This window comes from Pseudomonas fluorescens, from assembly GCF_902497995.1.
In the GTDB taxonomy this organism is placed as follows: domain Bacteria; phylum Pseudomonadota; class Gammaproteobacteria; order Pseudomonadales; family Pseudomonadaceae; genus Aquipseudomonas; species Aquipseudomonas fluorescens_BK.
Genome location: NZ_CABVII010000040.1, coordinates 15231 through 41373 on the forward strand (window position 1 = coordinate 15231; position 26143 = coordinate 41373).

A 26143-nucleotide genomic window follows, 5' to 3' on the forward strand; every position below is an offset into this window, starting at 1 on the left:
TCGGGGCGGGGCTTTTTTGCCCATATCGCCTTTAGCGCTGGTCGCAAACGCTGGGGCGAATGTGGTTATTTTGGAGATACAACATGAACGATTTTACTCTGAATGCTGAAGTGCGTTCCGACCTGGGGAAAGGTGCGAGCCGCCGCCTGCGTCGTCTCGCAAGCCTGGTTCCAGCTGTAGTTTACGGTGGCGAAAAAGCCCCTGAATCCATCAGCATGCTGGCTAAAGAAGTTGCCAAACTGCTCGAAAACGAAGCGGCTTACAGCCACATCATCGAGCTGAACGTTGGTGGCACCAAGCAAAACGTAATCATCAAGGCTCTGCAGCGTCACCCGGCCAAAGGCCACGTGATGCATGCTGACTTTGTACGCGTAGTAGCTGGCCAGAAACTGACCGCTATCGTTCCAGTGCACTTCATCAACGAAGAAGCACCGACCAAGAAAGGCGGCGAGATTTCGCACGTTGTTGCTGAAATCGAAGTTTCCTGCCTGCCGAAGGACCTGCCTGAATTCATCGAAGTTGACTTGGCCAACGCCGAGATCGGCTCGATCATTCACCTGTCCGACATCACCGCCCCTAAAGGCGTTGAATTTGTTGCTCTGGCTCACGGTAACGACCTGGCTGTTGCCAACGTTCACGCTCCACGTGTTGCTCCAGAAGCCACTGAAGAAGGCGCAGCAGAGTAATTCACTCTGTGATGCCGGAGTGATCAAGTAACATCGCGGACTGGAACGTAGCGAGAAAGCGGGCGAGAACGCGGAGTTTACATAATGGTAAATGAGCACTTGTCGTCCACTTTCGCCGCACACACCGGTCGCGGCGATGTTATCCACCACTCCAAGGAAGGGCCCCTATCGTGACTGCCATCAAACTGATCGTCGGCTTGGGAAATCCAGGCGCTGAATACGAACAGACCCGGCATAACGCAGGGGCCCTTTTTGTTGAGCGCATCGCGAACGCGCAAGGCGTAAACCTTGCGGCGGATCGCAAATATTTCGGCCTGACCGGGCGCTACTCGCATCAGGGTCAGGATGTTCGCCTGCTGATTCCCACCACGTACATGAACCGCAGCGGCCAGGCCGTGGCGGCACTTGCCGGCTTCTTTCGCATAACGCCGGAAGAGATACTGGTGGCGCACGACGAACTCGACCTGCCTCCGGGCGTTGCCAAGCTCAAACAGGGCGGCGGCCATGGCGGTCACAACGGGTTGCGCGACATCATCGCGCAACTGGGCAATCAGAATACCTTTCACCGCTTGCGGCTTGGCATTGGCCACCCGGGCGTTGCCAGTATGGTTTCAAATTTCGTCCTGGGTCGTGCGCCACGCGCCGAACAGGAAAAACTCGATGCCAGCATCGACTTTGCCCTCGGCGTGCTGCCGGATATCCTCGCCGGCGAATGGAACCGCGCGATGAAAAACCTGCACAGCCAGAAGGCCTGACTTTTACCCTAGGGGAAACACCATGGGATTCAATTGCGGCATCGTCGGCCTGCCTAACGTCGGCAAGTCCACCCTGTTCAACGCCCTGACCAAATCCGGGATTGCGGCCGAGAACTTCCCCTTCTGCACCATCGAGCCGAACACCGGTATCGTGCCGATGCCGGATCCACGCCTGGAGGCCCTGGCGGCCATCGTCAACCCCAAGCGCATCCTGCCGACCACCATGGAATTCGTCGACATCGCAGGCCTGGTGGCTGGCGCCTCGAAAGGTGAAGGCCTGGGCAACAAGTTCCTGGCCAACATCCGTGAAACCGATGCCATCGCCCACGTAGTCCGCTGCTTCGAAGACGAGAACGTGATCCACGTCTCCAACAGCGTCGATCCCAAGCGCGACATCGAGATCATCGACCTGGAACTGATCTTCGCCGACCTCGACAGCTGCGAGAAGCAACTGCAAAAAGTCACCCGCAACGCCAAGGGTGGCGACAAGGACGCCGTGGTCCAGAAAGCCATGCTGGAGCAATTGATCGCTCACTTCACCCTGGGCAAGCCTGCGCGCACCCTGATGAAGAGCATGAACGCCGACGACAAAGCGGTGATTCGTGGCTTCCACCTGCTGACCACCAAGCCGGTCATGTACATCGCCAACGTCGCCGAAGACGGGTTCGAGAACAACCCGCTGCTGGACATCGTCAAGGCCATCGCCGAAGAAGAAGGCGCCATGGTGGTTCCGGTCTGCAACAAGATCGAAGCCGAAATCGCCGAACTGGATGACGGCGAAGAGAAAGACATGTTCCTCGAAGCCCTGGGGCTGGAAGAGCCTGGCCTGAACCGCGTGATTCGCGCCGGCTACGAGATGCTGCACCTGCAGACCTACTTCACCGCCGGTGTCGAAGAAGTCCGCGCCTGGACCGTCCGCGTCGGTGCTACCGCACCCCAAGCCGCTGGCGTTATCCACACCGACTTCGAAAAAGGCTTCATCCGCGCCGAAGTCATCGCCTATGACGACTTCATCCAGTACAAGGGCGAAGCCGGCACCAAGGAAGCCGGTAAATGGCGCCTGGAAGGCAAGGACTACATCGTTAAAGACGGCGATGTGATGCACTTCCGATTCAACGTCTAAGTTTATTGAAGACGAAGCACCCGCCCAAGAAAAAGCCGCGTTCAATACGCGGCTTTTTTGTGCCTGAAATCCGGGCAACACACGGCCCCGTAGGAGCGAGGCTTGCCCGCGAAGAACGATGACGCGGTGCTTCAGGTAAACCGCATGATGGCTTTCGCGGGCAAGCCTCGCTCCTACGGGACCGCGTGTCGTCAGGCTTTTGGGGTTCTTGGCAGGAAAATAGCCATCACGCCAAGCAACGGCAGGAACGAACACAGGAAGTACACGTACTCGATACCGTGAACATCCGCCAGATATCCCAGCAATGCCGCACCAATCCCGCCAAAACCAAACATCAGCCCGAAGAACACCCCGGCAATCATCCCGACATTACCCGGCACCAGCTCCTGGGCATACACCACGATGGCCGAGAACGCCGAAGCGAGGATGAAGCCGATCACCACGCTGAGAATGCTGGTCCAGAACAGGTCGACGTGAGGCAGGATCAAGGTGAACGGTGCCACACCAAGAATCGAGAACCAGATCACCGCCTTACGCCCGATCCTGTCGCCGATCGGCCCGCCGAAGAAGGTCCCCGCCGCCACCGCCCCCAGAAACAGGAACAAATGCAGCTGCGAACTGGCCACCGAGAGGTCGAACTTCTCGATCAGGTAGAACGTGAAATAGCTGGTCAAACTGGACATGTAGAAATACTTGGAGAACACCAGTAACCCCAGCACCACCAAGGCACTGATCACCCGGTTTTTCGACAAGCCGTGCGTCGCCGCCTGACCTTGCTTGAGCTTGAACAGACTCAAGTGGCTGGCGTACCAGCGGCTGATCCGGTAGAGCACGAACAGCGCAAACACTGCGAACAAACCGAACCAGGCCACATGGCCCTGACCGAAAGGAATGATGATCGCTGCAGCGAGCAATGGACCGAAGGCCGATCCCGCATTGCCACCGACCTGAAAGGTCGATTGCGCCAGGCCGAAACGCCCGCCCGAAGCCAGTCGCGCTACGCGAGACGCCTCCGGGTGGAAGGTCGAGGAGCCGATGCCGATCAGCCCGGCCGCCAGCAGGATCAACGGGAAGGTACCGACCACGGACATCATCAGAATGCCGATCAGCGTGCACACCGTCCCCGCTGGCAGCAGCCAGGGCTTGGGATGGCGATCGGTGTGGTAACCGACCCACGGCTGCAGCAGCGAGGCCGTCAGCTGAAAGGTCAAGGTGATCAGGCCGACCTGAGTGAACGTCAGGCCGTAGTTGGCCTTGAGCATCGGATAAATCGACGGCAGCACCGACTGGATCAGGTCGTTGATCAAATGCGCCAGGGCCACGGCGCCAATGATGCGCATGACCAAAGGGCTGCTTTGTGAAGTCGCGGATGCCGGCTGAGCGCCGGTCTGGACATTGCTGAGAGCCATGAGAAATTTCCGTACAGCGGATGGGTGCACACAGGCAGGTGCGTCAATGTGCCATTTTTCAGTGCAGCAGCGCCATCCCCTTAGCCTGCTAACGACATCAGTAAGCTTGCTCGAAGGCGCGCGGGCGGTGAACCAGCAGCGGGCATCCTGAGCCAGGACAGCAAGGCCGCGAGCACGAATACCGGGAGATTTCAGCTCAATTGATGCCCTCCCCCGACCCGACTTTTCGGCCCAGAGGGATAAGCGGTTGAAAGCGCAGAGAAATATTTTATATTTACGCTTGACGCATCTTCGTTTGCGGTGAATAATGCGCGCCACTTGGCTACATAGCTCAGTTGGTTAGAGCATAGCATTCATAATGCTGGGGTCCGGGGTTCAAGTCCCTGTGTAGCCACCAAGTACCTGTTTACAGAGTTCCATTGGAGTCTGTAAACAACTCAAGAAGCCCGCCTAGTGCGGGCTTTCTTGTGTCTGGGGCATTCGTTTTGTCACTCCATGTCCCCTGACAGCCCTCGCCTTCGTGTATGCCTGCTTCAAGAAAATTTGAAGCAGGCATACAAGGAAATGAAGTGCCGGGATATCGAGAGATCTGAAGGACACTCGCCGTATCAGTACGGCACACGATCATCCTTGTTCTTGTACCGTTTCCACACATCAACGGCTTCCGTGCGCATGATCTGCTGGCTGGGGATGGAGCGCTCGGCCATCGGCTTTTTCATTTCGCCGTAAATCATGCTGTCGTCGAAATCACCGTATTCCAGGGCGTCCCCATTGGTCGACGCGTAGAAGATGCGCGAGATGCCGGCCCAGTAGGCGGCGGCCATGCACATCGGGCAGGGCTCTGCGCTGGTATACAGCGTCGCGCCTTGCAGCTTGAAGCTGCCCGTGGCCTTGCAGGCATTGCGTATGGCTTCGATCTCGCCGTGCCAGGTCGGATCATTTTCGGCGACCACTCGGTTCGCACCTTCGCCAATAATCTTGCCGTCCTGCACGATGACCGTGCCGAACACGCCGCCGGCGCTTTCGATCAGCGAGGTCTTCTCCGATAGCTCAATGGCCCGGGTCATGAATTTCTTATCGTCGTCTGTCATCACAAGCCTCTCAGGGGATTGGGCGCACATCACGCATCAAAACAACAGCATGAAGATCGCCAGTTCGATTCCATACAGCGCCAGCATCGTGCAAGCGCCGAGCACTTCGCGTTGCCAACGCCGCGCCGGCGTACATCGCAGCCACCAGCCCATGCCGCGTACCGCGATCTTCATCAGCGGCCAGGACATTAACGACACGCTGATGGCGTTGCCGATAAAGGTCGCAATTGCCATATGCAGCCCCGCGAGGTGCGGGCTAAGGAACTTGATCTCCAGCATCACCACCGGAAACAGCATCAGCAGTACCAGCGCAGTCTGCTTCCAGGCAGGCGGCGGGGTCTCGGAGGCAGGAAACCAGCCGGCGAAAGGACTGGCCATGCGATGACTTTTCCAGGTCGCGACTTCCGGGTTCACCCGTTCGAGCAACTGTTTGCGAAGGGGAGAACTGAGCCAGGCGTCGAGCTGAAGCGGGGTGGAGAATCGCACCAGCGTGGTCCAGTAAGGCACCTCCGCCGAGAGAGGCGCTTGGAACAGCGTGCCCATGTAACCCGGAAACTGCGCCTGACTTGCCTGAATATCCTCCGCCCACGCTTGAAAGACCGACTCCTTGCCCGGTTCCACGACGGTGGTGATCACCTCCGTGACGCAGGACAGCGGGTCGAGCGAGTGCGTCGTCTCGTTGTCGGAATTTGCTTCGTCGGGATGCCGCATAGACGCCATTTCGGCGAACATCTGCCGGCGTACCGCCGAGGTCCGCCAGCGATCAAGCGCATCGGGGGAACGGAACCGCTGGATGATCTGCCAGTCGGCCGAACCGGAAAAGGCGGGTGCGATATCGAGATATAAAAAGCCCAGGGCCTGGGAGGCTGCTCTTGTGAACTTCGATTGCCAGGCCGCGAACGACGCCTCCATGCCTGGGCGTAGCGTGATGTTCGTGGTGATCACGGTGGCCGATGGAGGGGGTAGATCGTTCATGGCAGCCGATCTCCGGGGTTGATGGCGGCACGTGGGGCCATTGTGGCAATGTGGAGACGATAGTTCGTGGTGGCGGGGGCGCTAAGAGCTTTAGGGAATTATGCGGGTGGGTTTCAGATGAAGGCGCGGTGGTTGCGGGGCGAGAAGTGGTTTGCGTCACTCGCTGTCGGCCGATAAAGTCCTCGAATCTTTTCCCACGGATGGAGTGCCCCGCGTGTTCCCAGCCTTTGACTTGAGCCGCTATCGCCTGTCAGCGCTGTCGCTGATTGCCACTGCCTTGATCCTTGCAGCGTGCAATGCTCCGCCCGCTTCGACTTTACCGACCGCGCCGGAAGCTACTTCGGGCTATCGCACCGACCTGCACACCCGGCACGCCTCGAAACACATGGCGGCAGCGGCTAATCCTCTGGCGGCCGAAGCCGGGCGCGAGATGCTGCGCCGGGGCGGCTCGGCGATCGATGCGGCCATTGCGATGCAAGCGGTGCTGACGCTGGTCGAGCCGCAATCCTCGGGCATCGGCGGTGGTGCGTTGATCGTGCTCTGGGACGGCAAGACCGTGCGCACTTACGACGGCCGCGAAACCGCACCGGCCGGCGCCACCGAGACACTCTTCCTGCAGGCCGACGGCAAACCGATGCCGTTCACCCAAGCGCAGATCGGTGGCCGTTCCGTGGGCACGCCGGGCGTGTTGCGAGCACTTGAACTGGCTCATCAGAAACACGGCCGCCTGCCATGGGCACAGTTGTTCGAGCCGGCGATCGAACTCGCCGAGCAAGGCTTCGCAATCTCGCCGCGCCTGCATCGATTGATCGCCTCGGACTCGACTATCAGACGCTCGCCAGACATGGCGGCGTATTTCCTGAATACCGATGGCAGCCCGAAAGCCGCAGGCTCGCAACTGAAAAACCCGGCACTGGCCGCCGTATTGAAACGCATCGCCCGGGAAGGACCCGATGCGCTATACAAAGGTCCCGTCGCCCAGGAGATCGTCGCCAGGGTTCAGGGTCACGCCAACCCCGGCAGCCTGTCGCTGAACGATCTTCAAGGCTACAGCGCCAAGGAACGCGCGCCGCTGTGCACCGACTACAAACGCTGGCAAGTCTGCGGCATGCCACCACCTTCGTCGGGCGGGATCGCCGTGGCGCAGATCCTTGGCACCTTGCAGGCCCTGGAAACCCGCGACCCGCGCTTTGCCCTGGCGTCACTGATGCCACTCAAGACTGACAAGCCTGCGGGCCTTGAGCCGGCCCCTGAAGCCGTGCACCTGATCGCCGAAGCCGAGCGCCTGGCCTACGCCGACCGCGCGCTGTACCTCGCCGACACAGACTTCGTGCCCGTCCCCGTCAAGGGCCTGGTAGACCCGACCTATCTGGCCAGCCGTGCCGCCCTGATCGGTGATCGCAGCATGGGCATGGCCGAGCCCGGCACGCCGCCGGGCATTCAGGTCGCTTACGCGCCGGACCGTTCGCCGCTGCGCATCTCCACCTCGCAAGTGGTGGCGGTCGATGACCTGGGCGGTGCGGTGTCGATGACCACTACCGTCGAATCCGCCTTCGGTTCGCACCTGATGGTCCAGGGCTTCCTGCTCAACAACCAGATGACCGACTTCTCGTTCATCCCTGAAGAGAACGGGCAGAAGGTCGCCAACCGCGTCGAGCCCGGCAAGCGCCCACGCTCATCCATGGCACCGACCTTGATTTTCGAACGCCAGAGCGGCGAATTCCTCGCCACCCTCGGCTCCCCCGGCGGCTCGCAGATCATCGAATACGTCGCCAAATCCACCATCGGCCTACTCGATTGGAACCTCGACCCGCAATCCGCCATCGCCCTGCCCAACTTCGGCAGCCGCAATGGCCCGACGGAACTGGAACGCGGACAGTTCAGCGCCGGGCTGATCCAGACATTGAAGGACAAAGGGCACAGCGTGACCGAGATCGACATGACCAGCGGGACCCAGGCGATTGTTCGGGTCAAGGATGCGCAGGGAAAAGCCGCGCTGGCAGGCGGGGCTGATCCGCGACGTGAGGGGGAAGCGTTGGGGGATTGAGTCGTACGCTGGAACGCGAAAGGGCTTACCGGGAGGTAGGCCCTTTTTTATGGATAACCAATCCTGATCGGTCAGCTCGCGCAGCCTTTTCCTACCCGCAAGTGGCTGCATCCTGAGTAGAGTTGAAGATTAATTTTTCCCGATTTTGCATTTAGCCCAGGCTTATCGACTCAGCTGTCGGAAGCGTTTGACTACAGAAATCAAACTCGCTCTCCCGCACATCGGATGCGCCTCCACAGACTTGCATCAGTCCCAGCATGGGACTAGGATCATGCCATGAGAATCATCGCCATCAGTCACCTGAAAAGTTTTTGGAAGAGATGCCCTGACTCGGAACCATCCCTCCTGGCCTGGATTGACGAGGCAAGAAATGCAGAGTGGAAACGCCGGCGGACATAAAAGCGCACTTTGCCACCGCCAGTATTCTTAAAAGTCGCAGAGTCGTGTTCAACATCAAGGGCAATGACTTTCGATTAGTAGTCGCTGTGGCCTATCGCTTCGGCGCCGTATACATAAAATTTGTCGGCACTCACAAGCAGTACGACGCAATCGACGCTGATACCGTCGAGATGGAGTAACCCATGGATATTCGTCCGATTCACACCGCTGAGGATTACCGTGCAGCTCTCAAGGACGTGTCTGCGCTCTTCGACAATGAGCCTGAGCCGGGCACTCCCGAGGGTGACTACTTCGACATCATGATCACGCTCATCGAGGCGTATGAAGCGAAGCAGTTTCCAGTCGAATTGCCTAACCCGATCGATGCAATCAAATTTCGTATGGAACAATCCGGCTTGTCTGCAGCTGATCTGGCACCTGCCATTGGCCGGACAAACCGGGTCTACGAAGTGCTTAATGGCAAGCGCGCCTTGACGCTCCCGATGATCTGGAAACTGCATGACCTTTTCGGTATACCAGCACAAAGCTTGATCAAGCCTGTGAAGCAGGCCTGATCACGCGACAGCCGGACGATCATCCTGATGCCTGTTGGGATCACTTGACCCATTCAGCGCCACATACAGCCTAACGCGAGATCTTCAGCGCCTGTCGCGCCTTGTGCTTCTCCAGCGCCAGCTCGATCAACCGGCTGACCAGCTCGCTGTAAGTCATCCCGGTGGCCTGCCACAGCTTGGGGTACATGCTGATGCGGGTGAAGCCGGGGAGCGAGTTGATCTCGTTGATCAGCACTTCACCACTGTCAGTCAGGAACACATCGACCCGCGCCAGCCCGGAACAGCCCAACACCTGAAACGCCTCGACGGCCAGGGCGCGAATGCGTTCACTGGCCTCGGTGCTGATCTTGGCGGGGACCACCACTTCAGCCGCCTGATCGTCGATATATTTACTGTCGTAGGAATAGAACCCGCTGCGCACCACGATCTCGCCACAACCGCTGGCGATGGCGTCCTCGTTGCCAAGTACCGCGCATTCGATCTCGCGGCCGCTGACGGCAGACTCGACCAGGACTTTTTCATCGAAAGCCAACGCCAGTTCGATCGCCGCCACGTACTCGGCTTCATCGCTCACCTTGCTCACACCCACGGAAGAGCCCTGGTTCGCCGGCTTTACAAACAATGGCAGACCAAGCTTGCCCTGAACGTCGGCGAACCCGGTGCGCGCCGCCGTGGCGCGGGTCAGGGTCACGAACGGCGTGACCGCCAGGCCGGCATCACGCAGCAGGCGCTTGCTGATGTCCTTGTCCATGCAGACCGCCGAACCGAGCACATCGGAGCCGACGAACGGCAGATCGGCCATGCGCAGCAATCCCTGCAGGCAACCGTCTTCACCCAGGGTGCCGTGGACGATCGGGAAGATCACGTCGACATGGCCCAGCAGTTCCTGACTGGAGGTTTCGACCAATTGCTGGCTGGCCTTGCCCGGCACGACAGCCAGTTCCCGATTGGATTGGTTAAGAGCGATCAGGGCAGGATTTTCCTGGTTGAGCAGGAAGTTCGACGGATCGTTAAGGTGCCAGTGGCCTTGCTTGTCGATACCGATCAGCACCGGTTCGAAACGCGAACGATCCAACGCATCGACAATATTTTTCGCCGACTGCAGCGACACTTCGTGCTCGGCCGAACGGCCTCCGAAAATAATCCCCACCCGCAGCTTGCTCATTCCAGACTCCTTAGCGATTGGCCATCCGATTACACAACGCTCGCGGCCGGACAACTGGCGACTCGCGGCATCCGCGCGCCGAAATACGCCGCGCTGCTCACGCCGACCGCGCCCATCACCACGCTGAAAATCACACAGATCCACGGACTCCATGGCATCAGACCGATCAACAGCAGCGGTGTGATACTCGCCCAGGCGGCGTAGGCAATGTTGTAAGTGAAGGAGATGCCCGAGACTCGAATCCGCGCCGGAAACAGGCTGACCATCACCGACGGCACCGCGCCCACCACCCCGCAACAGAGGCCGGCCACGGCGTATGCCAGACCGATCCAGCTGCCACCGCCGATCAGGCAGGTATAGAGCACGCCGATGCCCAACGGCAGCAGCAGGCTATAGAGCATCACAGTGCGCCAGGCGCCGAAGCGGTCAACGAGCAGCCCGGCGAGTACACAGCCGATGTTAAGGAAAACGATGCCCAGCGCACTCAGGGCGAAGGTATGGCTGGCCGTCATGCCAAAGGATTTCTGCATCATGGTCGGGGTGATGACCACGAACACCACCACCGCCGAGGTCAGCACGCACGTGAGGAGCATCGCCGGCAGCATGGCCAGGCGATGTTCACGCAAGACCGTGCGCAGCGGCAGTTCGACCGCGGCATCGCGCTGGGCCTGCATGGCCATGAACACCGGGGTCTCGCTGAGCCAGCGACGCAGCCAGACGCCAATCACACCAAACACGCCGCCCAGCAGGAACGGATAACGCCAGGCGTAATCAAGGATTTCCGCCGGGGTGAACGCCTGGGCGAGAAAAGTCGCCGTCAGGGCGCCGATCAGATAGCCAAACGTCAGGCCCGCCTGCAGGAAACCGAGGGCATAACCTCGATGGCCCACGGGTGCGTGCTCGGCGACGAACACCCAGGCGCTCGGCACTTCCCCGCCGACTGCGGCCCCCTGCAGGATTCGCAGGGCCAACAGCAGCAGCGGTGCGAAATAACCGATTTGCGCGTAGGTCGGCATGATGCCGATCAGCAGGCACGGTAGCGCCATCATCAGGATGCTCAGGCTGAAGACTTTCTTGCGTCCCAGCCGGTCGGCGAAATGCGCCATCAGTATCCCGCCCAAGGGCCGCGCCAGATAACCGGTGGCGAAAATCCCGAAGCTTTGCAACAAGCGCAGCCATTCGGGCATTTCCGGCGGAAAGAACAGTTGGCTGAGGGTCAGCGCGAAAAACACGAAAATGATGAAGTCGTAGATTTCCAGCGCGCCACCCAGGGCTGCAAGGCCCAGGGTCCTGTAGTCGGAGCGAGTGAACGGCGCCGGGCGCGAATCGGTGTTGGCAGTCATGAACAGAACTCTGGCACAGGTAAAAAACCAAGGCGCTTATGGTCTACGCAAATGCGCCAGCGGACAACCCGTTAGACCAAAGTCCAATACGGGTAAAAGTTCGTCACAAAAAAAGGTCGATTGAATTACTGTTGGCAGCTGTTCAGACGGGCCTGTGCGGCCCTGAAGACCTCAAAAAACATAAAAATCCGAGGTACTCCCGTGGCCGCAGATATCGAAGATAGCCGCTCTGCCCGTTTTGCCCTGCGCTGCTCAAGCTTTGCCGAGCGCTGGTTCCCCGACTCCTGGGTGTTTGCCGCACTGGCGGTGATCATCGTCGCCGTGGCCACCATGGCCATGGGCGCCAAACCCACCGATGCCGCCATGGCCTTCGGTGACGGTTTCTGGAGCCTGATCCCGTTCACCATGCAGATGGCCTTCGTGGTGATCGGCGGTTACGTGGTCGCCAGCTCGCCACCGGCGGTGAAACTGATCGACCGCCTGGCGCGCATCCCGAAAAACGGCCGCTCTGCCGTGGCCTGGGTCGCGCTGATCTCCATGGTCGCGTCGTTGCTGAACTGGGGCCTGTCGCTGGTGTTTGGCGGTTTGCTGGTGCGTGCCCTCGCCCGCCGTACCGATCTGAAAATGGATTACCGCGCCGCCGGTGCCGCCGCCTATCTGGGGCTGGGCGCAGTGTGGGCCCTGGGCCTGTCGTCGTCCGCGGCGCAATTGCAGGCCAACCCGGGCAGCCTGCCGCCGTCGATTCTGTCGATCACCGGGGTGATTCCGTTCACCCAAACCATCTTTCTCTGGCAGTCCGGCGTGATGTTGCTGGCGCTGATCGTGATCTCGCTGATCATTGCCTATGCCACCGCACCCGGCCCGAACTCCGCCCGTGATGCCCAAGCCTGCGGCATCGACCCTAGTTTCAACCTGCCGCCGCTGCAACCGCGCACCCGCCCCGGCGAATGGCTGGAGCACAGCCCGTTGCTGACGATTTTGCTGGTGCTGCTGGCGGCCGGCTGGCTGTTCCACGAGTTCTCGACCAAACCGGCGATCAGTGCGATTTCCGGGCTGAACACCTACAACTTCCTGTTCATCATGCTCGGGGCCCTGCTGCACTGGCGCCCGCGCAGCTTCCTCGATGCCGTGGCCCGCGCGGTGCCGACCACCACCGGCGTACTGATCCAGTTCCCCTTGTATGGCTCGATCGCCGCGCTGATGACCACCGTCAAAGGTACGGACGCCCAGACCCTGGCCCACCACATCTCGACATTTTTCGTCAGCATCGCTTCCCACGACACCTATGCGCTGTTGATGGGGGTGTACTCGGCGATCCTCGGTTTCTTCATCCCGTCCGGCGGCGGCAAGTGGATCATCGAAGCGCCCTACGTGATGCAAGTGGCCAACGACCTGAACTACCACCTGGGCTGGGCTGTGCAGATCTACAACGCCGCCGAGGCCCTGCCCAACCTGATCAATCCGTTCTACATGCTGCCACTGCTGGGCGTACTGGGGTTGAAGGCACGGGACTTGATCGGATTCTCGTTCGTGCAGCTGCTGGTGCACACGCCGCTGGTGCTGGTACTGCTGTGGGCGCTGGGGACGACGCTGACGTACACGCCGCCCGTGATGCCTTGACGCAAAAAAGGGCCGATATTTCCATCGGCCCACTTTTTGTTCAGTCCAGTCTGTTTCAGTATGTGGGGCGCCCGAAGCCATGGGCCCACACGCTGAAAAGGATCTGAGCATGTTCAAACTCGCAGGACTCACCCTCGCTACCCTCGCCCTTACCCTAAGCGCCGCCGCCCATGCCGATGTCGACCTGAAGCTGGGCAGCACCGAACGCGTCACCCGCCTGTTCGCTTACCCCAACAACTGCAACGTCATCTGTTTTCGCAACTGGACGCTGGAGCAAACCGTCGAGCATTACCTGAGCCAAAGCGTCAAGCGCGATGGTTACAGCACGGCGACAGTGCGGGTCAAAACCGATAACGATCAGCTCTACGCCGAAATCAGCGGGGTGCCCGACGGCTATGAGAAACCGTTGGCGGCGCTGCTCGACGCTGGCGATCTGGCCTACACCGGTGCCAGCAAGTTGAATGCCGACGGCAAGTGGGCCTTTAGCTGGAATCTGTTCCTGCCATTGGGCATGGCCCTGGAAAACCGCAAGAGCGTCGAATTGCTGCACTTTCCGCCGGACTATTCGCTGACCCAGGCTCAGGATTACCTCCGGTCTGCCACCACCGATCGCTGGGCCACGCTGCTCACCGACAACGGCATCCCCGCCGAGCAGACGCCGGGTTACCAGACCATCATCGACATCGCTCCGATTGCCGCGCCGTCCAGCGCCGGCAAGGACCTGGAAGGCGTCTACGACTACTTCAAGGACTACCAGACCACCATGGTCAAAGACGTGAGCCAGAACACCAGTGGCGCGACATTGCCAATGGTCGCCTTTGGTGCGCCGGTGCGTAACTGGATCAAGCAGCAGTATGGCCCGACCGTAAACGTTCTGGGGCTGGCGACCATCAGCCCCAGCGAAGGGGTCAAGGTGCCGGTGCTGGGTTCCAACCACCCGAGTTACATCTGGTACGCCGCCAATCCGGACAGCTACACCGGCGACGATGCCCAGGCCCAGGCGGACGCCATGGGCCTGAAAGTCATGGGCCAGGATTTGAGCGCCGCCTGCTGGCAGGCCGGGATGGGCAGCAAACCGGGCAGCGACCCGAATGTTCAGTTGAAAAGCTGCACCCAGACCTGGCAAGTGACCCGCAAAGAAAAAACCTGCGAGCTGTTCTACACCTCGATCCGCAACCTGACGCCTGAACAAGCCGTGGCCAAATGCGCGACGACCCCGATCAAGTCCCAGCTCACACAGCTCAAGGTCCCTGCGTCTGTGAGCACGTCCCCTGCGCCGAATCTGTAAATGATGGCCGGCTTTCCCGCGTGAGCCATGGCTGACGCGGAAAAGCGCGCTTTTAACCTTTACAACGCCTCGACCGGACGCAGACGGTACTGCGGCGGCAACTGCTCGAAACCGCTGATGGTGGCGTTCAGGCTTTTCCAGCGACCGTCCTTGATGCCATAGATGCAGCCGTGGATCGACAGTTTCTGCCCGCGGTGCCAGGCGTTTTGCACAATGCTGGTATGCCCGACGTTCGCCACTTGCTGGATCACGTTGAGTTCGCAGAGACGATCGACCCGCTCCTCTTCGGTGGGCAATTTGGCGAGCTCTTCGCGTTTTTCATAGTACAGGTCGCGAATGGAACGCAGCCAGCCGTCGATCAGGCCCAACTGCCGATCCTGCATCGAGGCGCGCACGCCGCCACAGCCATAGTGGCCGGTGACGAGGATGTGTTTGACCTTGAGCACGTCGACCGCGTACTGGATCACTGACAGGCAATTGAGGTCAGTGTGCAGCACCACGTTGGCCACGTTGCGGTGTACGAAAAGATCGCCCGGCAGCATGCCGACGATTTCGTTGGCCGGCACCCGTGCATCGGAGCAGCCGATCCACAGGTATTCCGGTGTTTGTTGGCGAGCCAGCTTGGAGAAGAAGTCCGGATCTTCCTGCTTGATCGCTTCGGCCCAGCGTTCGTTGTTATCAATCAGATCTTGTAATTCGTTCATGCAATGAAGCCTCGTGAATGATGCGCTGATTTGACAGACAACCGTCCGTCGAGGTCACGCGCGAGATGCAGATTGCCGATGATGCATATTACCGGTGTTCCAGCCCGGCGGAATTCTGAGGAGCCCAGTGGGTCCACTGTAGTAAGGCCCACAGTATGAGGAATTACCATGACTGATACACGACGTCCGTTCGATGCGGCGCAACCCGAGCCCATTGACGACAACGAAGACCGCATGGGTTCGATGCGTGAGCTGGATTTCGATGAGGAAGAACCGAGCGCCAAAATCGGTGACAAGTTGCCGGAAGCGGAGCGCGCGCGACTGATGCCCCGGCAACGCGTGCGGGAAGCCGGGATGACCGGGGGCTCGACCGATGACCATGAATCCACCGACGACGACATGAGCCCTGAAACATTGATCCGCGAAGACGGTGCGCGGGATGCTCGTGAAGCCGGTGAAGGTGGCCAGGCGGATTGGGATTTGAGCATTGTCGATGAAGACGATATTGGTGGGGGCAACGGGCTGGATGAAGAGGAGATGGCGCGGCGGGATCCGATGGATGGTAAAACTTGATTCTCTGGCGCCTGACAGGACGCCTTCGCGGGCAAGCCCGCTCCCACAGGTTTAGCGTCGATCACAATTTCGGTGGACGACACAACACCTGTGGGAGCGGGCTTGCCCGCGAAGCTTTCAAAGCTCAATCGACCAGGGTGCAGGCCATGACCACCGCATCTTCGCGCCCGCCCACTGCCGGGTAATAATCCCGGCGACGACCAATCTCGTTAAACCCATACCGCTCATACAACCGAAATGCCGACCGGTTACTGTCGCGCACTTCCAGAAAACACTCCCGCGCCTCGGCCTTGCAGGCAATCGACATCAGATGCTCCAGCAGCGTCAGACCCAGGCCACGGCCCTGATTCTCCGGCTTGACGGTGATGTTCAGAAGATGCGCTTCATCGAGAATGATCTGCACCACACCATGACCGACCTGCTGCTGCCCTTCGAACATCAGCCAGATCTGATACTTGCCCAGGCCATCGAGAAAAATCCCGCGAGTCCAGGGATGGCTATAGGCCGCGAATTCGATTTTCAGTACAGCGTCCAGGTCCGCCTCGGTCATCGGGCGGAACGATACAGCGTCACTCATTGGGTTCTTTCCAGCGCGCCATCAGCCGACGCATGGCTTGCCAGACATCAGCCTTACGCTGTGGCTCTTCCATTAATAATTCCAGGCCCGGCAGGGCCCAGACCGAGCCCAGGCCTTCGACCTGGAGTTCACGGTTGAATGCCTCGGCATTCGCTTCACCGGCAAAACGTATCGCTGGCAGGCCGATCAGCCACAGGCAGACGCACGGGGCGTCTTCCAGCCGGGCCGAGAGAAAACCTTGCACGAAATCACGGGCGGCATCCGGGCCCTGATCCATGGTGCCGCGGGCCAGCAGCGGCCAGCGCACCGGCTCGCCGACGATTTGCGGGCTGTCCGGCAGACCGGCGGCGCGCAGCATGTCCTTGAGCAGCAGATAGGCAGGATCCCGTGCCTGGAATGTTTCGCCTGTGGGTAACTCCACCAGCAACAGGCAGCGACCGGCCCGCAGCAATTGCAGGGCGAAACGTGGCGGCGGCACGATCGGCGCCCTGATCGCGACCGGGGCGGCCTCTTCTTCGACCTTGGCGTTGGTGCGCGTGCTGGCCAACGATGGCCGGGGCACCTCGATCTTTACCCGTTCGGCAGGTTTGACCCTCGGTGCCACGGGTGGTTCAGCCACAGGAACCGGCGCAACCGGGGCGACGACCAAGGGCTCTGGCGTTTCCAGGAGCTCGGGCCGCGAAGGCGCAGCAAAGGGCAATTCGGTGCGCGGCAGCCAGTTGACGACCTGCATGGCGGCCAAATAAGCGCGGCGACGGGACTCGATAAGCAAAGGTCGGCCACTTGTGGATAACTAAAAGTGCAGGGATTCTACCGCCCTTCGCTGAAGATCGCCCGCGCTGTTGATCGATAGTCTTTCCACCTATGAAAAAAAGCGACAGCCCATCCCGAGAATGATTTGCATCGGCCCCGATGCAGTACAATCGCGGCTTTTAATCGTCAAACAGCCGGGCATCCCGATGATCGAACCCAAGCGCGTCTTGCGCGCCCTCGCTGAACACTGGGCACTTCTGGAGCCACTGTGCGAGCACTTCGACCAAGGCACCCTGAGCCTCAACGAACTGCGCTCACAGTTGGCCGCCCAGCAACTCGACAGTACGCCGCAGGACATCACCAGCCTGCTGGACGTGTGGATTCGCCTCGACATTCTGGTTCCGGTGGCGAAAAGCCCGAACCGTTTCGAGCTCAACGCGCAGATTCACGATTTCCTCGCTTATCTGCGCCGTGAACACCGCTTGGGCCTGTGCCTGGAAATCGAAGCCTATCTGCGCCATCTCGAGCGTCTGGCCGGGTACATCCAGGACGCCTTCGACATCCGCGACGGCCACGACCTCGCGCGCCAGTTGCGCCTGCTCGACATGCGCGTGCGGGACGTATTGAAGAAGCTCGCCAACGACGAACAGGCCCTGGTGGCCGTCGCCGAACGCGCCAAGACCAGTGATCGGCAGATTCCGCTACGCCAGCGTTACGCTGAAGTGCTGGCGACCTGGGATGAATATGTCGAGCCGATGATCCAGCTGGTAAACGCCGACGGCGCCTTCGAACAAGGTGTGCGCAAGGTCGAGAACGTGCTGCTGAAGATGCTCACCGAACAGCAGCGTCTTGGGCACCTGGTCGACGACGACATGCTGTTGCGCACCCACGCGCGCATCCTCGAAATGCAGACCAGCGCCCAGCTGACCCTGCGCCATGCCCGCGAACTGTTGCTGCCGCTGCGTGAAGAAGCGCGCCGGCACAATGCCGTGACCCGTGGCGCGGCGCTGGCCCTGGCGGCCATCCGGCGCAAAGGCATCGACGCGGTGCCACAGGCGGCGATGCCGATGTTCACCCGCCCGCAAAGCACTTTCCTCGGCAGCGCCAGTCAGGTCGAAGCCTACGTGTATGCCCTGGCCCGTTTCGAGCCGAAGCCGGCGCGCTTCCCCAAGACCCACAAAACCCAGAAAGACGAAGCCACGCGCGCGCCGCGCACGGTTCGGGAGATGCTCGAACGCTGCGAAGACGCCCTGCCGATGCCGGACCTGATGACCTGGCTGCTGGAGCAGGAACCGGACGGCGCCACCGACGAATTGCTCTACTGGTTCTCGCGCCTGTCGCGGGAGAAACGCTTCAAACGCGAGCGTCTGGAACGCCGCGATTACCACACTCACGAGCACCAGGTCAGCCTGCGCTCCTTCGCCCTGCTCTCGGCCCGCGACGCCACCGAGGATTCTGCGAGCACCCTCTATGCAAGTACTTCCCATGCAACTTGATCTATCCGAACTGTCTCAGCTGGCACCAATCTTTCGCGAGCTGTTCAAGGGCTACCACGTCAGCCGCCGCGATCCCGAGCTGTACGCGCAGTTGTCGAACTTCCAGGATCAGTACCGCACGCTGTTCAAGGCCTTGGGTTTTGAACTGGTCTGCGACACCCGTGGTTTCTATTATTTCGTGCCGGACCTCGCCGCTGCGGCGGTGAACAAGACCGCGCAACGCCTGGCGCTGTTCACCTTCATCCTGGTCGAGCACCTGGCGGACCAGGGCCGCGACCCGATTGCCGTGCTCGACGGTGGCAGCCTCGGTCGCGACGAACTGCCGTCGCTGCTGGAAAAGTACTGCGACCTGTTCATCCAGGCCGAAGTGCAGACGGTCGAAGAGCTCGAAGAAAAAATCATGCGTCGCATGACGCAGCTTGGTTTCGCTGGCGAAGAAAACGGCGTGTATCGCTTTCTACCGCCGATGCACCGTTTTCTCGATGTCTGCCTCTCCGTCCAGCAGGACCGCGACCTCGCGGCCAGCCTGCACAGCGTCCTGCCATTGCCGGTGCCGGTACTGATCGATGATGACAGTGACGAAAAGCTGCTGGAAACCGATGACCCGCTGGATCTCGGAGCGTTTGAGGAAGAGAGCGAAGAAGACGCCCTGGCCCGCGCCATCGCCGAAGAACAGGAGACCGACGCATGAGCAAGGAACGCTACGGCATTTGCCGCTTTGCCCTTTTGAATACCGCCGGTTACAGCCTCGGTCTGTTCCCTCTGGAAGAGCCGCTGTCGGTGTATGGCGCAAACAACCTCGGTAAATCCGCCTCGATCAACGCTTTGCAGTTTCCGATCCTGGCGCGCATGTCGGACATGAGTTTTGGCAAGTACAGCCTGGAACAATCGCGGCGTTTCTACTTCGCCTCGGACACCAGTTACATCCTGGTCGAAGTCTCGTTGCCCCACGGCCCGCATGTGATCGGCGTGGTCGGTCGCGGCCCGGGTGGCGGTTTCGGTCACCAGTTCTTTGCCTACGCCGGCAAGCTGGACCTGGCCCACTACCAGAAAAACGATACCTGCCTGCGCCAGAAAGAGTTGTTCAGCAACCTCGAGCGCGAAGGCCTGAAAGCCTACGAACTGAAACCGGATGAACTGCGTCGCTTGCTGGTCGGCGGTCACACTTCGATCCCGCTGGACCTGACGTTGATCCCGCTGCGCTCCACCAGCGAGCAAAGCCTGAAGACCTTCCGCGCCCTGTTCATCAACCTGCTGCACATGCGCGAAATCACCGCGGCCAAGCTCAAGCAGCTGTTCCTCGATGCCTTCGAACATAGCCTGCGTTCCGGCAGCGTCGATTACATTGCCGCGTGCGAAGAGGCCTTCCGCGATGTACGACGCATGGAGCAGGACTACAACTCGCTGGTCGCCGCCGGCCCTTTGGTCGAGGCCTTGGCCAACGGCGTGAAACACCGGGACTTCCTGCGCGGCAAACTGCACCGGATCTCGCCATTGCTCGATTCCCTGCTCGGCACCTGGTCGGACTACGCCGGTGCGCGCAAGGAAGAGCTGACGATCCAGGCCGAGCACTACCGCAACGAACAGGATGCCCTGCAAAACGATCAGCGCGGCGGCACTCAGGAGCTGATGCGCCTGGAGCGGGAAATCGCTGGCATCCAGCGCTGGCTCGGCGAATTGTCGGTACTCAAGCATCGCTTCGCCCTGGTCGATGACGTCAAAGTCCTTGAGCAGCAACTGCTCGCGGCCAAGGACGCGCACGATGAACTCGCCGGCGCTCTGGCGCAGTCGCGACAGTTCAGCGCCGAAGACCTCGAAGAGCGTCTGCGGGATCTGGAAAAACGCCTGAAGTCGGTCACGCAGCAACTCGATCATGCCGACAACAACAGTTACGCCCGTCTGCGCGAAGAGTTCTCGCAACAGGATGTCGAACGTCTGATGCGTCTGTTCAACAGTGCATTGTTCAGCCTGCCGCTGGGCGAGCATGGCATCACGCTGGATGAGGACGGTGCGTGGGTCAAATCCATGGCGCTGATCCTCGACGGCTTCAAGGGCGAGCGCTTCGAAGTACCGGGCCTGTCCATTGATCTGTCGTCTATCGAACCTCCTGCCCTGCAAGCCCTGGCTGACCGCGCCGCGTTGCGCGATCAGAAAGAGCGTCTGGAAAAAGAGCTCAAGCAGCTTAAAACCCAGGCCGCGGTGGCCACCGACCGTGCCGCGAGCAAGACCCAGACCGAAGCCCTGTACCGGCAAGTGCTCGATGCACAGAAAGCCCTGGAAGATTTCCGTCGCGCGCAAACCTTGAGCGCCGAAGAAGGCGACAAGCTGGAACAACTCGCGCAGATGGAAGCGGCGCAGGACGAGTTGAAGCGTTCCAGCGATGCCTTCACCGAACGCGTCCAGCAACTGTCGGCCAAGCTGCAATTGGTTGGCCGGCAGATCGGCGACATGGAAGCCAAACAACGCACCCTCGACGACGCCTTGCGCCGGCGTCAGCTGTTACCGGCCGACCTGCCGTTCGGCACGCCATTCATGGACCCGGTCGACGATTCCATGGACAACCTGCTGCCGCTGCTCAACGACTATCAGGACAGCTGGCAGGGCCTGCTGCGCAGCGACGGTCAGATCGATGCGCTGTACGCCCAGGTCCGACTCAAGGGCGTGGCCAAGTTCGACAGCGAAGACGACATGGAACGTCGCCTGCGATTGCTGATCAACGCCTACGCGCACCGTACCGACGAAGCACTGACCCTTGGCAAGGCCCGCCGTGCGGCCGTTACCGACATCGCCCGAACCCTGCGCAATATCCGCAGCGATTACGACAGCCTCGAACACCAACTGGCGCTGTTCAACCGCGAGATCAACAAGCGTCAGGTTTCCAACCTGCAGAGCTTTCGCATCGTGCTCGCGCCGAACAAGGAAGCGCTCAAGCACATCGACCAGATTATCCACAGCGCCGGCCAGTACGAAGAAGGCGAAACCCTTTCCGTGTTCGACCTGAACCAGAGCGCCGATCAGGACAACAAGAACGAAGAGGCCAAGGAATACCTGGCGCGGCTGGTGGCGGCGAACCACAACCAGCTCGGCCTCAAGGACTTGTTCGAACTGGCATTCGAGATCACCAAGGTCAACGGATCGCCGGTGATTCACACCGACATCGATGGCGCGGCGTCCAATGGCACCACCATGACCATCAAGGCACTGACCAACATGTACTTGTTGCTGCACTTGATGGACCGCGACCAGGCCGGTCGCGTGCGCCTGCCGTACTACCTTGACGAGGCGGCGGACATCGATGAGAAAAACCAGGCAGCGCTGCTGGAAACCAGCCTGCAACTGGGCTTCGTGCCGATTTTGGCCAGCGTGAAGCCGCAGGTCTGCGCCAGTGTTGCCATCGACCTGGAAGGTGGCAGCGGGCCGAACGGGATCTACATCGACGAGGAGGACTGGAAGTACATTCGCCGGCATGATGAGGTGAAGCCTGCGGTCGTTGTCGAAGCCGATGAGCCGGAGCTGGATGTGGTCTGATCTGCATTAGATGTTTGGCAATAAAAAGGCCGCGATCAAATGGATCGCGGCCTTTTTTTGTTGATGGCCAGCAAGCACACCTGTAGGAGCCAGGCTTGCCGGCGAAAGCGATCTTGAATACACCTTCGCCGGCAAGCCTGGCTCCTACGGGCGAAGGCGATCTTGAATACGCCTTCGCCGGCAAGCCTGGCTCCTACGGGCGAAGGCGATCTTGAGTACGCCTTCGCCGGCAAGCCTGGCTCCTACGGGCCGATCGCGATCTTCGGCGCCCAGGTCAGCCATTCCTCTTCAAACTGGTCGAACAACGGGAACGTCTGCTCGGGTCGCGCCGGGCTGCCCATGCGCTCACCGTCCGGCGTGGCAAAGGCGATACCGCCCTGAATCAGCGTCTCCAGCGATTCGGTTCGCATCGTCGCGCCCTTGAACAAGCCGTAGTCGAAACCGAAGCCACTGGCGTTCCAGAAACGCGTACCGCTGCGCACCAACGGCGCATATTTCGGCTCGATCAGAATGCGCACCAACACTCGATCGGCGGTCTGGCCCAGCTCATACCCTGTCACCTTGCCCACGGTGATTTCACGATACGTCACCGGCACGCCGGTTTTCAGCGAACCACGGCGAGCAGCGCTCAAGACCAGGCTCAAGCCGGCTTCCTGTTGGGCGGTCTCCGGCGGATTGGCCAGGGCCACGAAATTCTTTTGCGGCCCCAGGTTTTTCGCCGCCGGCTGCACTTCGATGTACTGCCCGGTGACCAGGGTTTCAAGATTGGACGTCTTGATGAGGCCCAGTTCAGGCTTGACCACCCAGAACTGACTGCCAGCCCGGGCAATGCGTTCCGGCACTTCAGTAATGCGTGCCGTCAGCAGCACCGATTGCAGGTCGTCGCTGAGGTCGACGTCTTCAATCTTGCCGACATCCAGACCTTTGAAACGAATCGGCGTGCCGCTGCGCAAGCCATCGGCGCGTTCCACCTTGATCGTGACCACCGTGCCTTTCTGATTGGCTTCTTCATGGTTGGCATGCAGACGGAATCGCGGAATCCGCTTCTGCAATGGCGCGGTTGCCAGCGGCGTTTCGAAGGCGATGCCGCCAGCCATCAGGCTTTGCAGCGATTCACTCTTGACCTGGATGCCGCCGGTCAGTCCACCCGTGAGCGTAATGCCGCTGGCATTCCAGAACCGGGTCGAAGCGTTGACCAGGCCTTCGTATTCCTTCTCGATGTGGACGCCGATCACCAACTGTTTTTTGGTCCGCGAGAACTGATAGCTCTGGACCGAACCGACCTTGACCTGTTTGTAGAGAACCGGGCTGCCGACGTCCAGCGAACCCAGGTTTTCGGTGAACAGCACCAGGTGCAGCCCCGGGGAACGCAAGTCGAGCGGCGGCGCCTTGGGCCGAGCCACGAATTCGCGTTGCGGTGCGGCGCCCTTGTCGCCGGGGCGCACGGCGATGTAGTTACCTTTTACCAATGCTTCCAGGCCGGTAATACCGGCGAGGGAGATCGACGGTTTGACCACCCAGAACTGAGTGCCATCGACCAGGTAATCCTCGGCCAGGGGATCCAGGGTCAACTCGGCACTGGCGGCGGTCAGGTCAGGATCGATCTTCAGTGCTTTCAGCGTGCCGACCTGAATGCCTTTGTACATCACGGGCGTGCGACCGGCCTGCAGGCCCTCGAAGTCACTGAGTTTGACCTTGACCCGAATACCGGCAGCAGCGGCATCGAAGTCTTCGTAAAGACGGAACGGCAGGCTCGGATCGGTGGCCGGGCTGTCCTTGCGATTCTCCGGCGTGGCGAACGCGATGCCACCGGCGACGATGCTGGCAAGGGACTCGCTGCGCACTTTCACGCCCGACAGGTTAGCGTCGATGCTGATGCCGCTGGCATTCCAGAAACGCGTGTGTTTGCGCACCAGCTTGGCGTAGGTGGGTTCGATAAAGACTTTGAGTTCAACGGTGCCTTGATCTTCGGACAGCAGGTAGCTTTTGACCTGCCCGACCCTGATCTGCTTGTAGAACACCGGGCTGCCGCGGTTCAGCGAGCCGAGACGATCAGCCTTGATGGTCAGGTGCAGACCGGGCTGCGCGTCGGACAGCGGCGGTTCTTCGGCCAGCGCCTTGAACTTGCGGGCCGGTTCGCCTTCACCCGGGCTGATCGCGACGTAGTTGCCCGACACCAGGGTTTCCAGGCCGGTGATACCGGCCAGGGTCACGCTCGGCTTGACCAGCCAGAAGCGCGTGCTGGTCCTGAGGTATTGCTCGACGTCCTTGTTCATCTCGACGGTGGCGATGACGCCCTTGGAGGCGCCTTCGTCGTCGAGTTTGAGGGTTTTTACCTTACCGACGGACATGCCTTTGTAGACGACCTCGGTCTTGTTGGCCTGGATGCCTTCACCACTTTCGAAACGCACCTGTATCTCGATGCCGGTCTCGTTGTAGGCACGCCAGCCAAGCCAGCCGCCGATGATCAAGGCGATCAGGGGCAACACCCAGATAGCGGACCAGTTCGAGGCCGGTCGGGTTTTCGCTGTAGGCAAATCAGTCATGGTCGTCATCCGACTCCGTGTTATCCCAAATCAGTCGGGGATCGAAAGTAACGGCGGCAAGCATCGTCAGAATCACCACACTGGCGAAAGCGATGGCGCCAAGATTGGCTTCGATGCTGGCAAGCCGTCCGAAATTCACAACCGCCACCAGGATGGCGATCACGAAGATGTCCAGCATTGACCAGCGGCCGATGAACTCGATAAAGCGGTACATCCAGATCCGTTGACGGGCCGAGAGCGGCTGGCGGCGCTGCACCGAAAACAACAGCAGCGCGATGCCCACCAACTTGAACGTCGGTACCAGAATACTGGCGATAAACACCACCGCCGCAATGGGAATCATCCCGTGCTGAACCAGTTGGATCACACCGGACATGATGGTACTGGGGTCACCCTTGCCCAGGGAGCTGACGGTCATGATCGGCAGTACGTTGGCCGGGATGTAGAGCACCGCCGCGGTAATCAGCAGCGCCCAGGTGCGCACCACACTGTTCGGGCGGCGGGCGTGAACCAGCGCACCACAACGGGTGCAGGCCTGCTCGTCGGTGTCAGCTTCCTGCTTGTTCAATTCATGGCATTCGGCGCAAATCAGAATGCCCGCATCAATCGCCCGCATGGGCATCCTCTCCTGATAAAGCCTGCCAGATCTGATGGGGCGACATCACCACCTCCAACCAGACCTGGACCAACAACATTCCGATAAAGCACGCCAGGCCAAGGCCGACGGTAACGGCTGCCATATCTGCCAGCTTGACGATCGCCACCAGCACGCCCATGAGGTAGACCTCAAGCATTCCCCAATCGCGCAGATGGTGATAAATGCGGTAGATCAACAAGCCGTAGCTGCGTCCGACATCAAAACGAATACTGAGCAATACGGCCAACTGGCAGAGCAGCTTGAGCAAGGGGATCCCCATGCTGCACAGGAATACAATCACCGAAACACTCTGCATGCCGGAATCAAAAAGACCGACAACGCCACTCCAGACCGTATCGTTCGACGATTGCCCGAGTAGATTGAGCTGCATGATGGGTAAAAAGTTCGCCGGGACAAACAACAACAGAGCGGCGATGACCAACGCCAGACTGCGCTGCACAACGTTGTGCCGGTGGGCATAGAGCTCATAACCGCAGCGCGGACACAGGGCTTTCTCGCCATGGGCGAGCTCGGGCTTGCGCATCAGCAAATCGCACTCATGACAGGCCACCAAGTCGTCCAGTGGTAATTCTGACAGCCCGGGGGCGTCAACCGGATCTGGCATAAAGGCTCTGGCTCCGAAAAAGTTGGACCTATTCTAGTGTTCTGAATCGAAAATAACTGTGCAAATTTGTATTGGCCGAAGCGCGCTTTATTCCAGGCAAAACAAAACCCCTACCTGCATGCGCAGATAGGGGTTTCGGAATTTAATCTTGACGATGACCTACTCTCACATGGGGAAACCCCACACTACCATCGGCGATGCATCGTTTCACTGCTGAGTTCGGGATGGGATCAGGTGGTTCCAATGCTC

General features: G+C 60.1%; 22 protein-coding genes, 1 tRNA gene, 1 rRNA gene and 1 pseudogene. 13 read left to right on the plus strand and 12 right to left on the minus strand.

Annotated features, from left to right (window positions below; translation table 11 throughout):
• The first annotated feature begins 83 nt into the window (after positions 1 to 83).
• From F8N80_RS29490 to ychF, 3 genes are all read left to right on the plus strand, one after another.
• Positions 84 to 686, plus strand: a complete 603-nt coding sequence (locus tag F8N80_RS29490; protein WP_150747853.1) for a 50S ribosomal protein L25/general stress protein Ctc — start codon at positions 84 to 86, stop codon at positions 684 to 686.
• Between the two features lie 170 nt (positions 687 to 856).
• Complete coding sequence (gene pth / locus F8N80_RS29495; protein ID WP_150747831.1) at positions 857 to 1441, plus strand: aminoacyl-tRNA hydrolase; 585 nt, start codon at positions 857 to 859, stop codon at positions 1439 to 1441.
• A 22-nt stretch (positions 1442 to 1463) separates the two neighbouring features.
• On the plus strand, positions 1464 to 2564 hold the full coding sequence (gene ychF, locus F8N80_RS29500) for a redox-regulated ATPase YchF (protein ID WP_150747832.1): 1101 nt from the start codon (positions 1464 to 1466) through the stop codon (positions 2562 to 2564).
• Between the two features lie 191 nt (positions 2565 to 2755).
• Here the strand turns inward: ychF and F8N80_RS29505 are convergent, their stop codons facing one another.
• A complete protein-coding gene (locus tag F8N80_RS29505) occupies positions 2756 to 3973 on the minus strand; it encodes an MFS transporter (RefSeq protein WP_150785256.1) in 1218 nt (405 codons plus the stop codon).
• Positions 3974 to 4293: 320 nt separating this feature from the next.
• Here F8N80_RS29505 and F8N80_RS29510 point away from each other — a divergent pair.
• A tRNA-Met gene (locus tag F8N80_RS29510) sits at positions 4294 to 4370 on the plus strand.
• A 211-nt stretch (positions 4371 to 4581) separates the two neighbouring features.
• On the opposite strand, the gene F8N80_RS29515 is transcribed toward F8N80_RS29510, so the two are convergent.
• Entirely contained in the window at positions 4582 to 5064 is a 483-nt protein-coding gene (locus F8N80_RS29515) for a nucleoside deaminase (RefSeq protein ID WP_150747834.1), read from the minus strand.
• A 36-nt stretch (positions 5065 to 5100) separates the two neighbouring features.
• A complete protein-coding gene (locus F8N80_RS29520) occupies positions 5101 to 6039 on the minus strand; it encodes an antibiotic biosynthesis monooxygenase (RefSeq protein WP_150785257.1) in 939 nt (312 codons plus the stop codon).
• Positions 6040 to 6253: 214 nt separating this feature from the next.
• On the opposite strand from F8N80_RS29520, the gene ggt reads away from it, so the two are divergent.
• The 3 genes and pseudogenes from ggt to F8N80_RS29535 all read left to right on the plus strand — a co-directional run bounded on the left by ggt (position 6254) and on the right by F8N80_RS29535 (position 9039).
• Positions 6254 to 8086: a gamma-glutamyltransferase gene (gene ggt / locus F8N80_RS29525; RefSeq protein ID WP_150785258.1), complete on the plus strand. Its 1833-nt coding sequence runs from the start codon at positions 6254 to 6256 to the stop codon at positions 8084 to 8086.
• A gap of 276 nt (positions 8087 to 8362) precedes the next feature.
• Positions 8363 to 8664: pseudogene (locus F8N80_RS29530) on the plus strand (type II toxin-antitoxin system HigB family toxin).
• A 3-nt stretch (positions 8665 to 8667) separates the two neighbouring features.
• Positions 8668 to 9039, plus strand: coding sequence for a helix-turn-helix domain-containing protein (locus F8N80_RS29535; RefSeq protein WP_150747838.1), 372 nt, complete (start codon positions 8668 to 8670; stop codon positions 9037 to 9039).
• A 70-nt stretch (positions 9040 to 9109) separates the two neighbouring features.
• On the opposite strand, the gene ddlA is transcribed toward F8N80_RS29535, so the two are convergent.
• Positions 9110 to 10204 carry a D-alanine--D-alanine ligase gene (gene ddlA, locus F8N80_RS29540; protein WP_150785259.1) on the minus strand — a complete coding sequence of 365 codons (1095 nt, stop codon included), beginning with the start codon at positions 10202 to 10204 and terminating at the stop codon, positions 9110 to 9112.
• A gap of 29 nt (positions 10205 to 10233) precedes the next feature.
• Positions 10234 to 11547: an MFS transporter gene (locus F8N80_RS29545; protein ID WP_150747840.1), complete on the minus strand. Its 1314-nt coding sequence runs from the start codon at positions 11545 to 11547 to the stop codon at positions 10234 to 10236.
• Between the two features lie 201 nt (positions 11548 to 11748).
• On the opposite strand from F8N80_RS29545, the gene F8N80_RS29550 reads away from it, so the two are divergent.
• On the plus strand, positions 11749 to 13167 hold the full coding sequence (locus tag F8N80_RS29550) for a short-chain fatty acid transporter (RefSeq protein WP_150747841.1): 1419 nt from the start codon (positions 11749 to 11751) through the stop codon (positions 13165 to 13167).
• Positions 13168 to 13276: 109 nt separating this feature from the next.
• Entirely contained in the window at positions 13277 to 14455 is a 1179-nt protein-coding gene (locus tag F8N80_RS29555) for a hypothetical protein (RefSeq protein WP_150785260.1), read from the plus strand.
• A 59-nt stretch (positions 14456 to 14514) separates the two neighbouring features.
• Here the strand turns inward: F8N80_RS29555 and can are convergent, their stop codons facing one another.
• Positions 14515 to 15159, minus strand: a complete 645-nt coding sequence (gene can, locus F8N80_RS29560) for a carbonate dehydratase (RefSeq protein WP_150747843.1) — start codon at positions 15157 to 15159, stop codon at positions 14515 to 14517.
• A 168-nt stretch (positions 15160 to 15327) separates the two neighbouring features.
• On the opposite strand from can, the gene F8N80_RS29565 reads away from it, so the two are divergent.
• Positions 15328 to 15732 (plus strand): serine kinase/phosphatase, encoded by a 405-nt coding sequence (locus F8N80_RS29565; protein ID WP_150747844.1) that lies wholly within the window; start codon positions 15328 to 15330, stop codon positions 15730 to 15732.
• Between the two features lie 124 nt (positions 15733 to 15856).
• On the opposite strand, the gene rimI is transcribed toward F8N80_RS29565, so the two are convergent.
• A complete protein-coding gene (gene rimI / locus F8N80_RS29570; RefSeq protein ID WP_150747845.1) occupies positions 15857 to 16309 on the minus strand; it encodes a ribosomal protein S18-alanine N-acetyltransferase in 453 nt (150 codons plus the stop codon).
• A complete protein-coding gene (locus F8N80_RS29575) occupies positions 16302 to 17042 on the minus strand; it encodes an energy transducer TonB (protein WP_150785264.1) in 741 nt (246 codons plus the stop codon). The genes rimI and F8N80_RS29575 overlap by 8 nt, the downstream gene beginning before the upstream one ends.
• A gap of 226 nt (positions 17043 to 17268) precedes the next feature.
• Here F8N80_RS29575 and mksB point away from each other — a divergent pair, with 226 nt between their 5' ends.
• The 3 genes from mksB to mksF are packed head-to-tail and all read left to right on the plus strand — an operon-like array spanning position 17269 to position 22086.
• On the plus strand, positions 17269 to 18558 hold the full coding sequence (mksB, locus tag F8N80_RS29580) for an Mks condensin complex protein MksB (RefSeq protein ID WP_191633005.1): 1290 nt from the start codon (positions 17269 to 17271) through the stop codon (positions 18556 to 18558).
• Complete coding sequence (gene mksE / locus F8N80_RS29585) at positions 18548 to 19249, plus strand: Mks condensin complex protein MksE (RefSeq protein WP_150747847.1); 702 nt, start codon at positions 18548 to 18550, stop codon at positions 19247 to 19249. Before mksB ends, mksE begins: the two co-directional genes overlap by 11 nt.
• Entirely contained in the window at positions 19246 to 22086 is a 2841-nt protein-coding gene (gene mksF, locus F8N80_RS29590) for an Mks condensin complex protein MksF (protein WP_150785261.1), read from the plus strand. Before mksE ends, mksF begins: the two co-directional genes overlap by 4 nt.
• A gap of 242 nt (positions 22087 to 22328) precedes the next feature.
• On the opposite strand, the gene F8N80_RS29595 is transcribed toward mksF, so the two are convergent.
• The 4 genes from F8N80_RS29595 to rrf form a co-directional block, all read right to left on the minus strand.
• On the minus strand, positions 22329 to 24632 hold the full coding sequence (locus tag F8N80_RS29595) for a PqiB family protein (RefSeq protein ID WP_150785262.1): 2304 nt from the start codon (positions 24630 to 24632) through the stop codon (positions 22329 to 22331).
• On the minus strand, positions 24625 to 25248 hold the full coding sequence (locus F8N80_RS29600; RefSeq protein WP_150747850.1) for a paraquat-inducible protein A: 624 nt from the start codon (positions 25246 to 25248) through the stop codon (positions 24625 to 24627). The genes F8N80_RS29595 and F8N80_RS29600 overlap by 8 nt, the downstream gene beginning before the upstream one ends.
• On the minus strand, positions 25235 to 25894 hold the full coding sequence (locus F8N80_RS29605; RefSeq protein ID WP_150747851.1) for a paraquat-inducible protein A: 660 nt from the start codon (positions 25892 to 25894) through the stop codon (positions 25235 to 25237). The genes F8N80_RS29600 and F8N80_RS29605 overlap by 14 nt, the downstream gene beginning before the upstream one ends.
• Positions 25895 to 26040: 146 nt before the next feature.
• Positions 26041 to 26143: ribosomal RNA gene (rrf, locus tag F8N80_RS29610) — 5S ribosomal RNA — on the minus strand; the annotation flags it as partial.

Excerpts from the sequence above, each read along its gene's own strand:
- F8N80_RS29600 (WP_150747850.1), bottom strand. The coding sequence starts at position 25,248 with ATGCGGGCGATTGATGCGGGCATTCTGATTTGCGCCGAATGCCATGAA.
- F8N80_RS29490 (WP_150747853.1), top strand. The coding sequence starts at position 84 with ATGAACGATTTTACTCTGAATGCTGAAGTGCGTTCCGACCTGGGGAAA.
- can (WP_150747843.1), bottom strand. The coding sequence starts at position 15,159 with ATGAACGAATTACAAGATCTGATTGATAACAACGAACGCTGGGCCGAA.
- F8N80_RS29555 (WP_150785260.1), top strand. The coding sequence starts at position 13,277 with ATGTTCAAACTCGCAGGACTCACCCTCGCTACCCTCGCCCTTACCCTA.
- ddlA (WP_150785259.1), bottom strand. The coding sequence starts at position 10,204 with ATGAGCAAGCTGCGGGTGGGGATTATTTTCGGAGGCCGTTCGGCCGAG.
- mksB (WP_191633005.1), top strand. The coding sequence starts at position 17,269 with ATGATCGAACCCAAGCGCGTCTTGCGCGCCCTCGCTGAACACTGGGCA.
- F8N80_RS29605 (WP_150747851.1), bottom strand. The coding sequence starts at position 25,894 with ATGCCAGATCCGGTTGACGCCCCCGGGCTGTCAGAATTACCACTGGAC.
- F8N80_RS29535 (WP_150747838.1), top strand. The coding sequence starts at position 8,668 with ATGGATATTCGTCCGATTCACACCGCTGAGGATTACCGTGCAGCTCTC.
- F8N80_RS29520 (WP_150785257.1), bottom strand. The coding sequence starts at position 6,039 with ATGAACGATCTACCCCCTCCATCGGCCACCGTGATCACCACGAACATC.
- F8N80_RS29505 (WP_150785256.1), bottom strand. The coding sequence starts at position 3,973 with ATGGCTCTCAGCAATGTCCAGACCGGCGCTCAGCCGGCATCCGCGACT.
- F8N80_RS29515 (WP_150747834.1), bottom strand. The coding sequence starts at position 5,064 with ATGACAGACGACGATAAGAAATTCATGACCCGGGCCATTGAGCTATCG.
- rimI (WP_150747845.1), bottom strand. The coding sequence starts at position 16,309 with ATGAGTGACGCTGTATCGTTCCGCCCGATGACCGAGGCGGACCTGGAC.
- F8N80_RS29545 (WP_150747840.1), bottom strand. The coding sequence starts at position 11,547 with ATGACTGCCAACACCGATTCGCGCCCGGCGCCGTTCACTCGCTCCGAC.
- mksE (WP_150747847.1), top strand. The coding sequence starts at position 18,548 with ATGCAACTTGATCTATCCGAACTGTCTCAGCTGGCACCAATCTTTCGC.
- F8N80_RS29565 (WP_150747844.1), top strand. The coding sequence starts at position 15,328 with ATGACTGATACACGACGTCCGTTCGATGCGGCGCAACCCGAGCCCATT.
- ychF (WP_150747832.1), top strand. The coding sequence starts at position 1,464 with ATGGGATTCAATTGCGGCATCGTCGGCCTGCCTAACGTCGGCAAGTCC.
- F8N80_RS29575 (WP_150785264.1), bottom strand. The coding sequence starts at position 17,042 with ATGCAGGTCGTCAACTGGCTGCCGCGCACCGAATTGCCCTTTGCTGCG.
- F8N80_RS29595 (WP_150785262.1), bottom strand. The coding sequence starts at position 24,632 with ATGACTGATTTGCCTACAGCGAAAACCCGACCGGCCTCGAACTGGTCC.
- mksF (WP_150785261.1), top strand. The coding sequence starts at position 19,246 with ATGAGCAAGGAACGCTACGGCATTTGCCGCTTTGCCCTTTTGAATACC.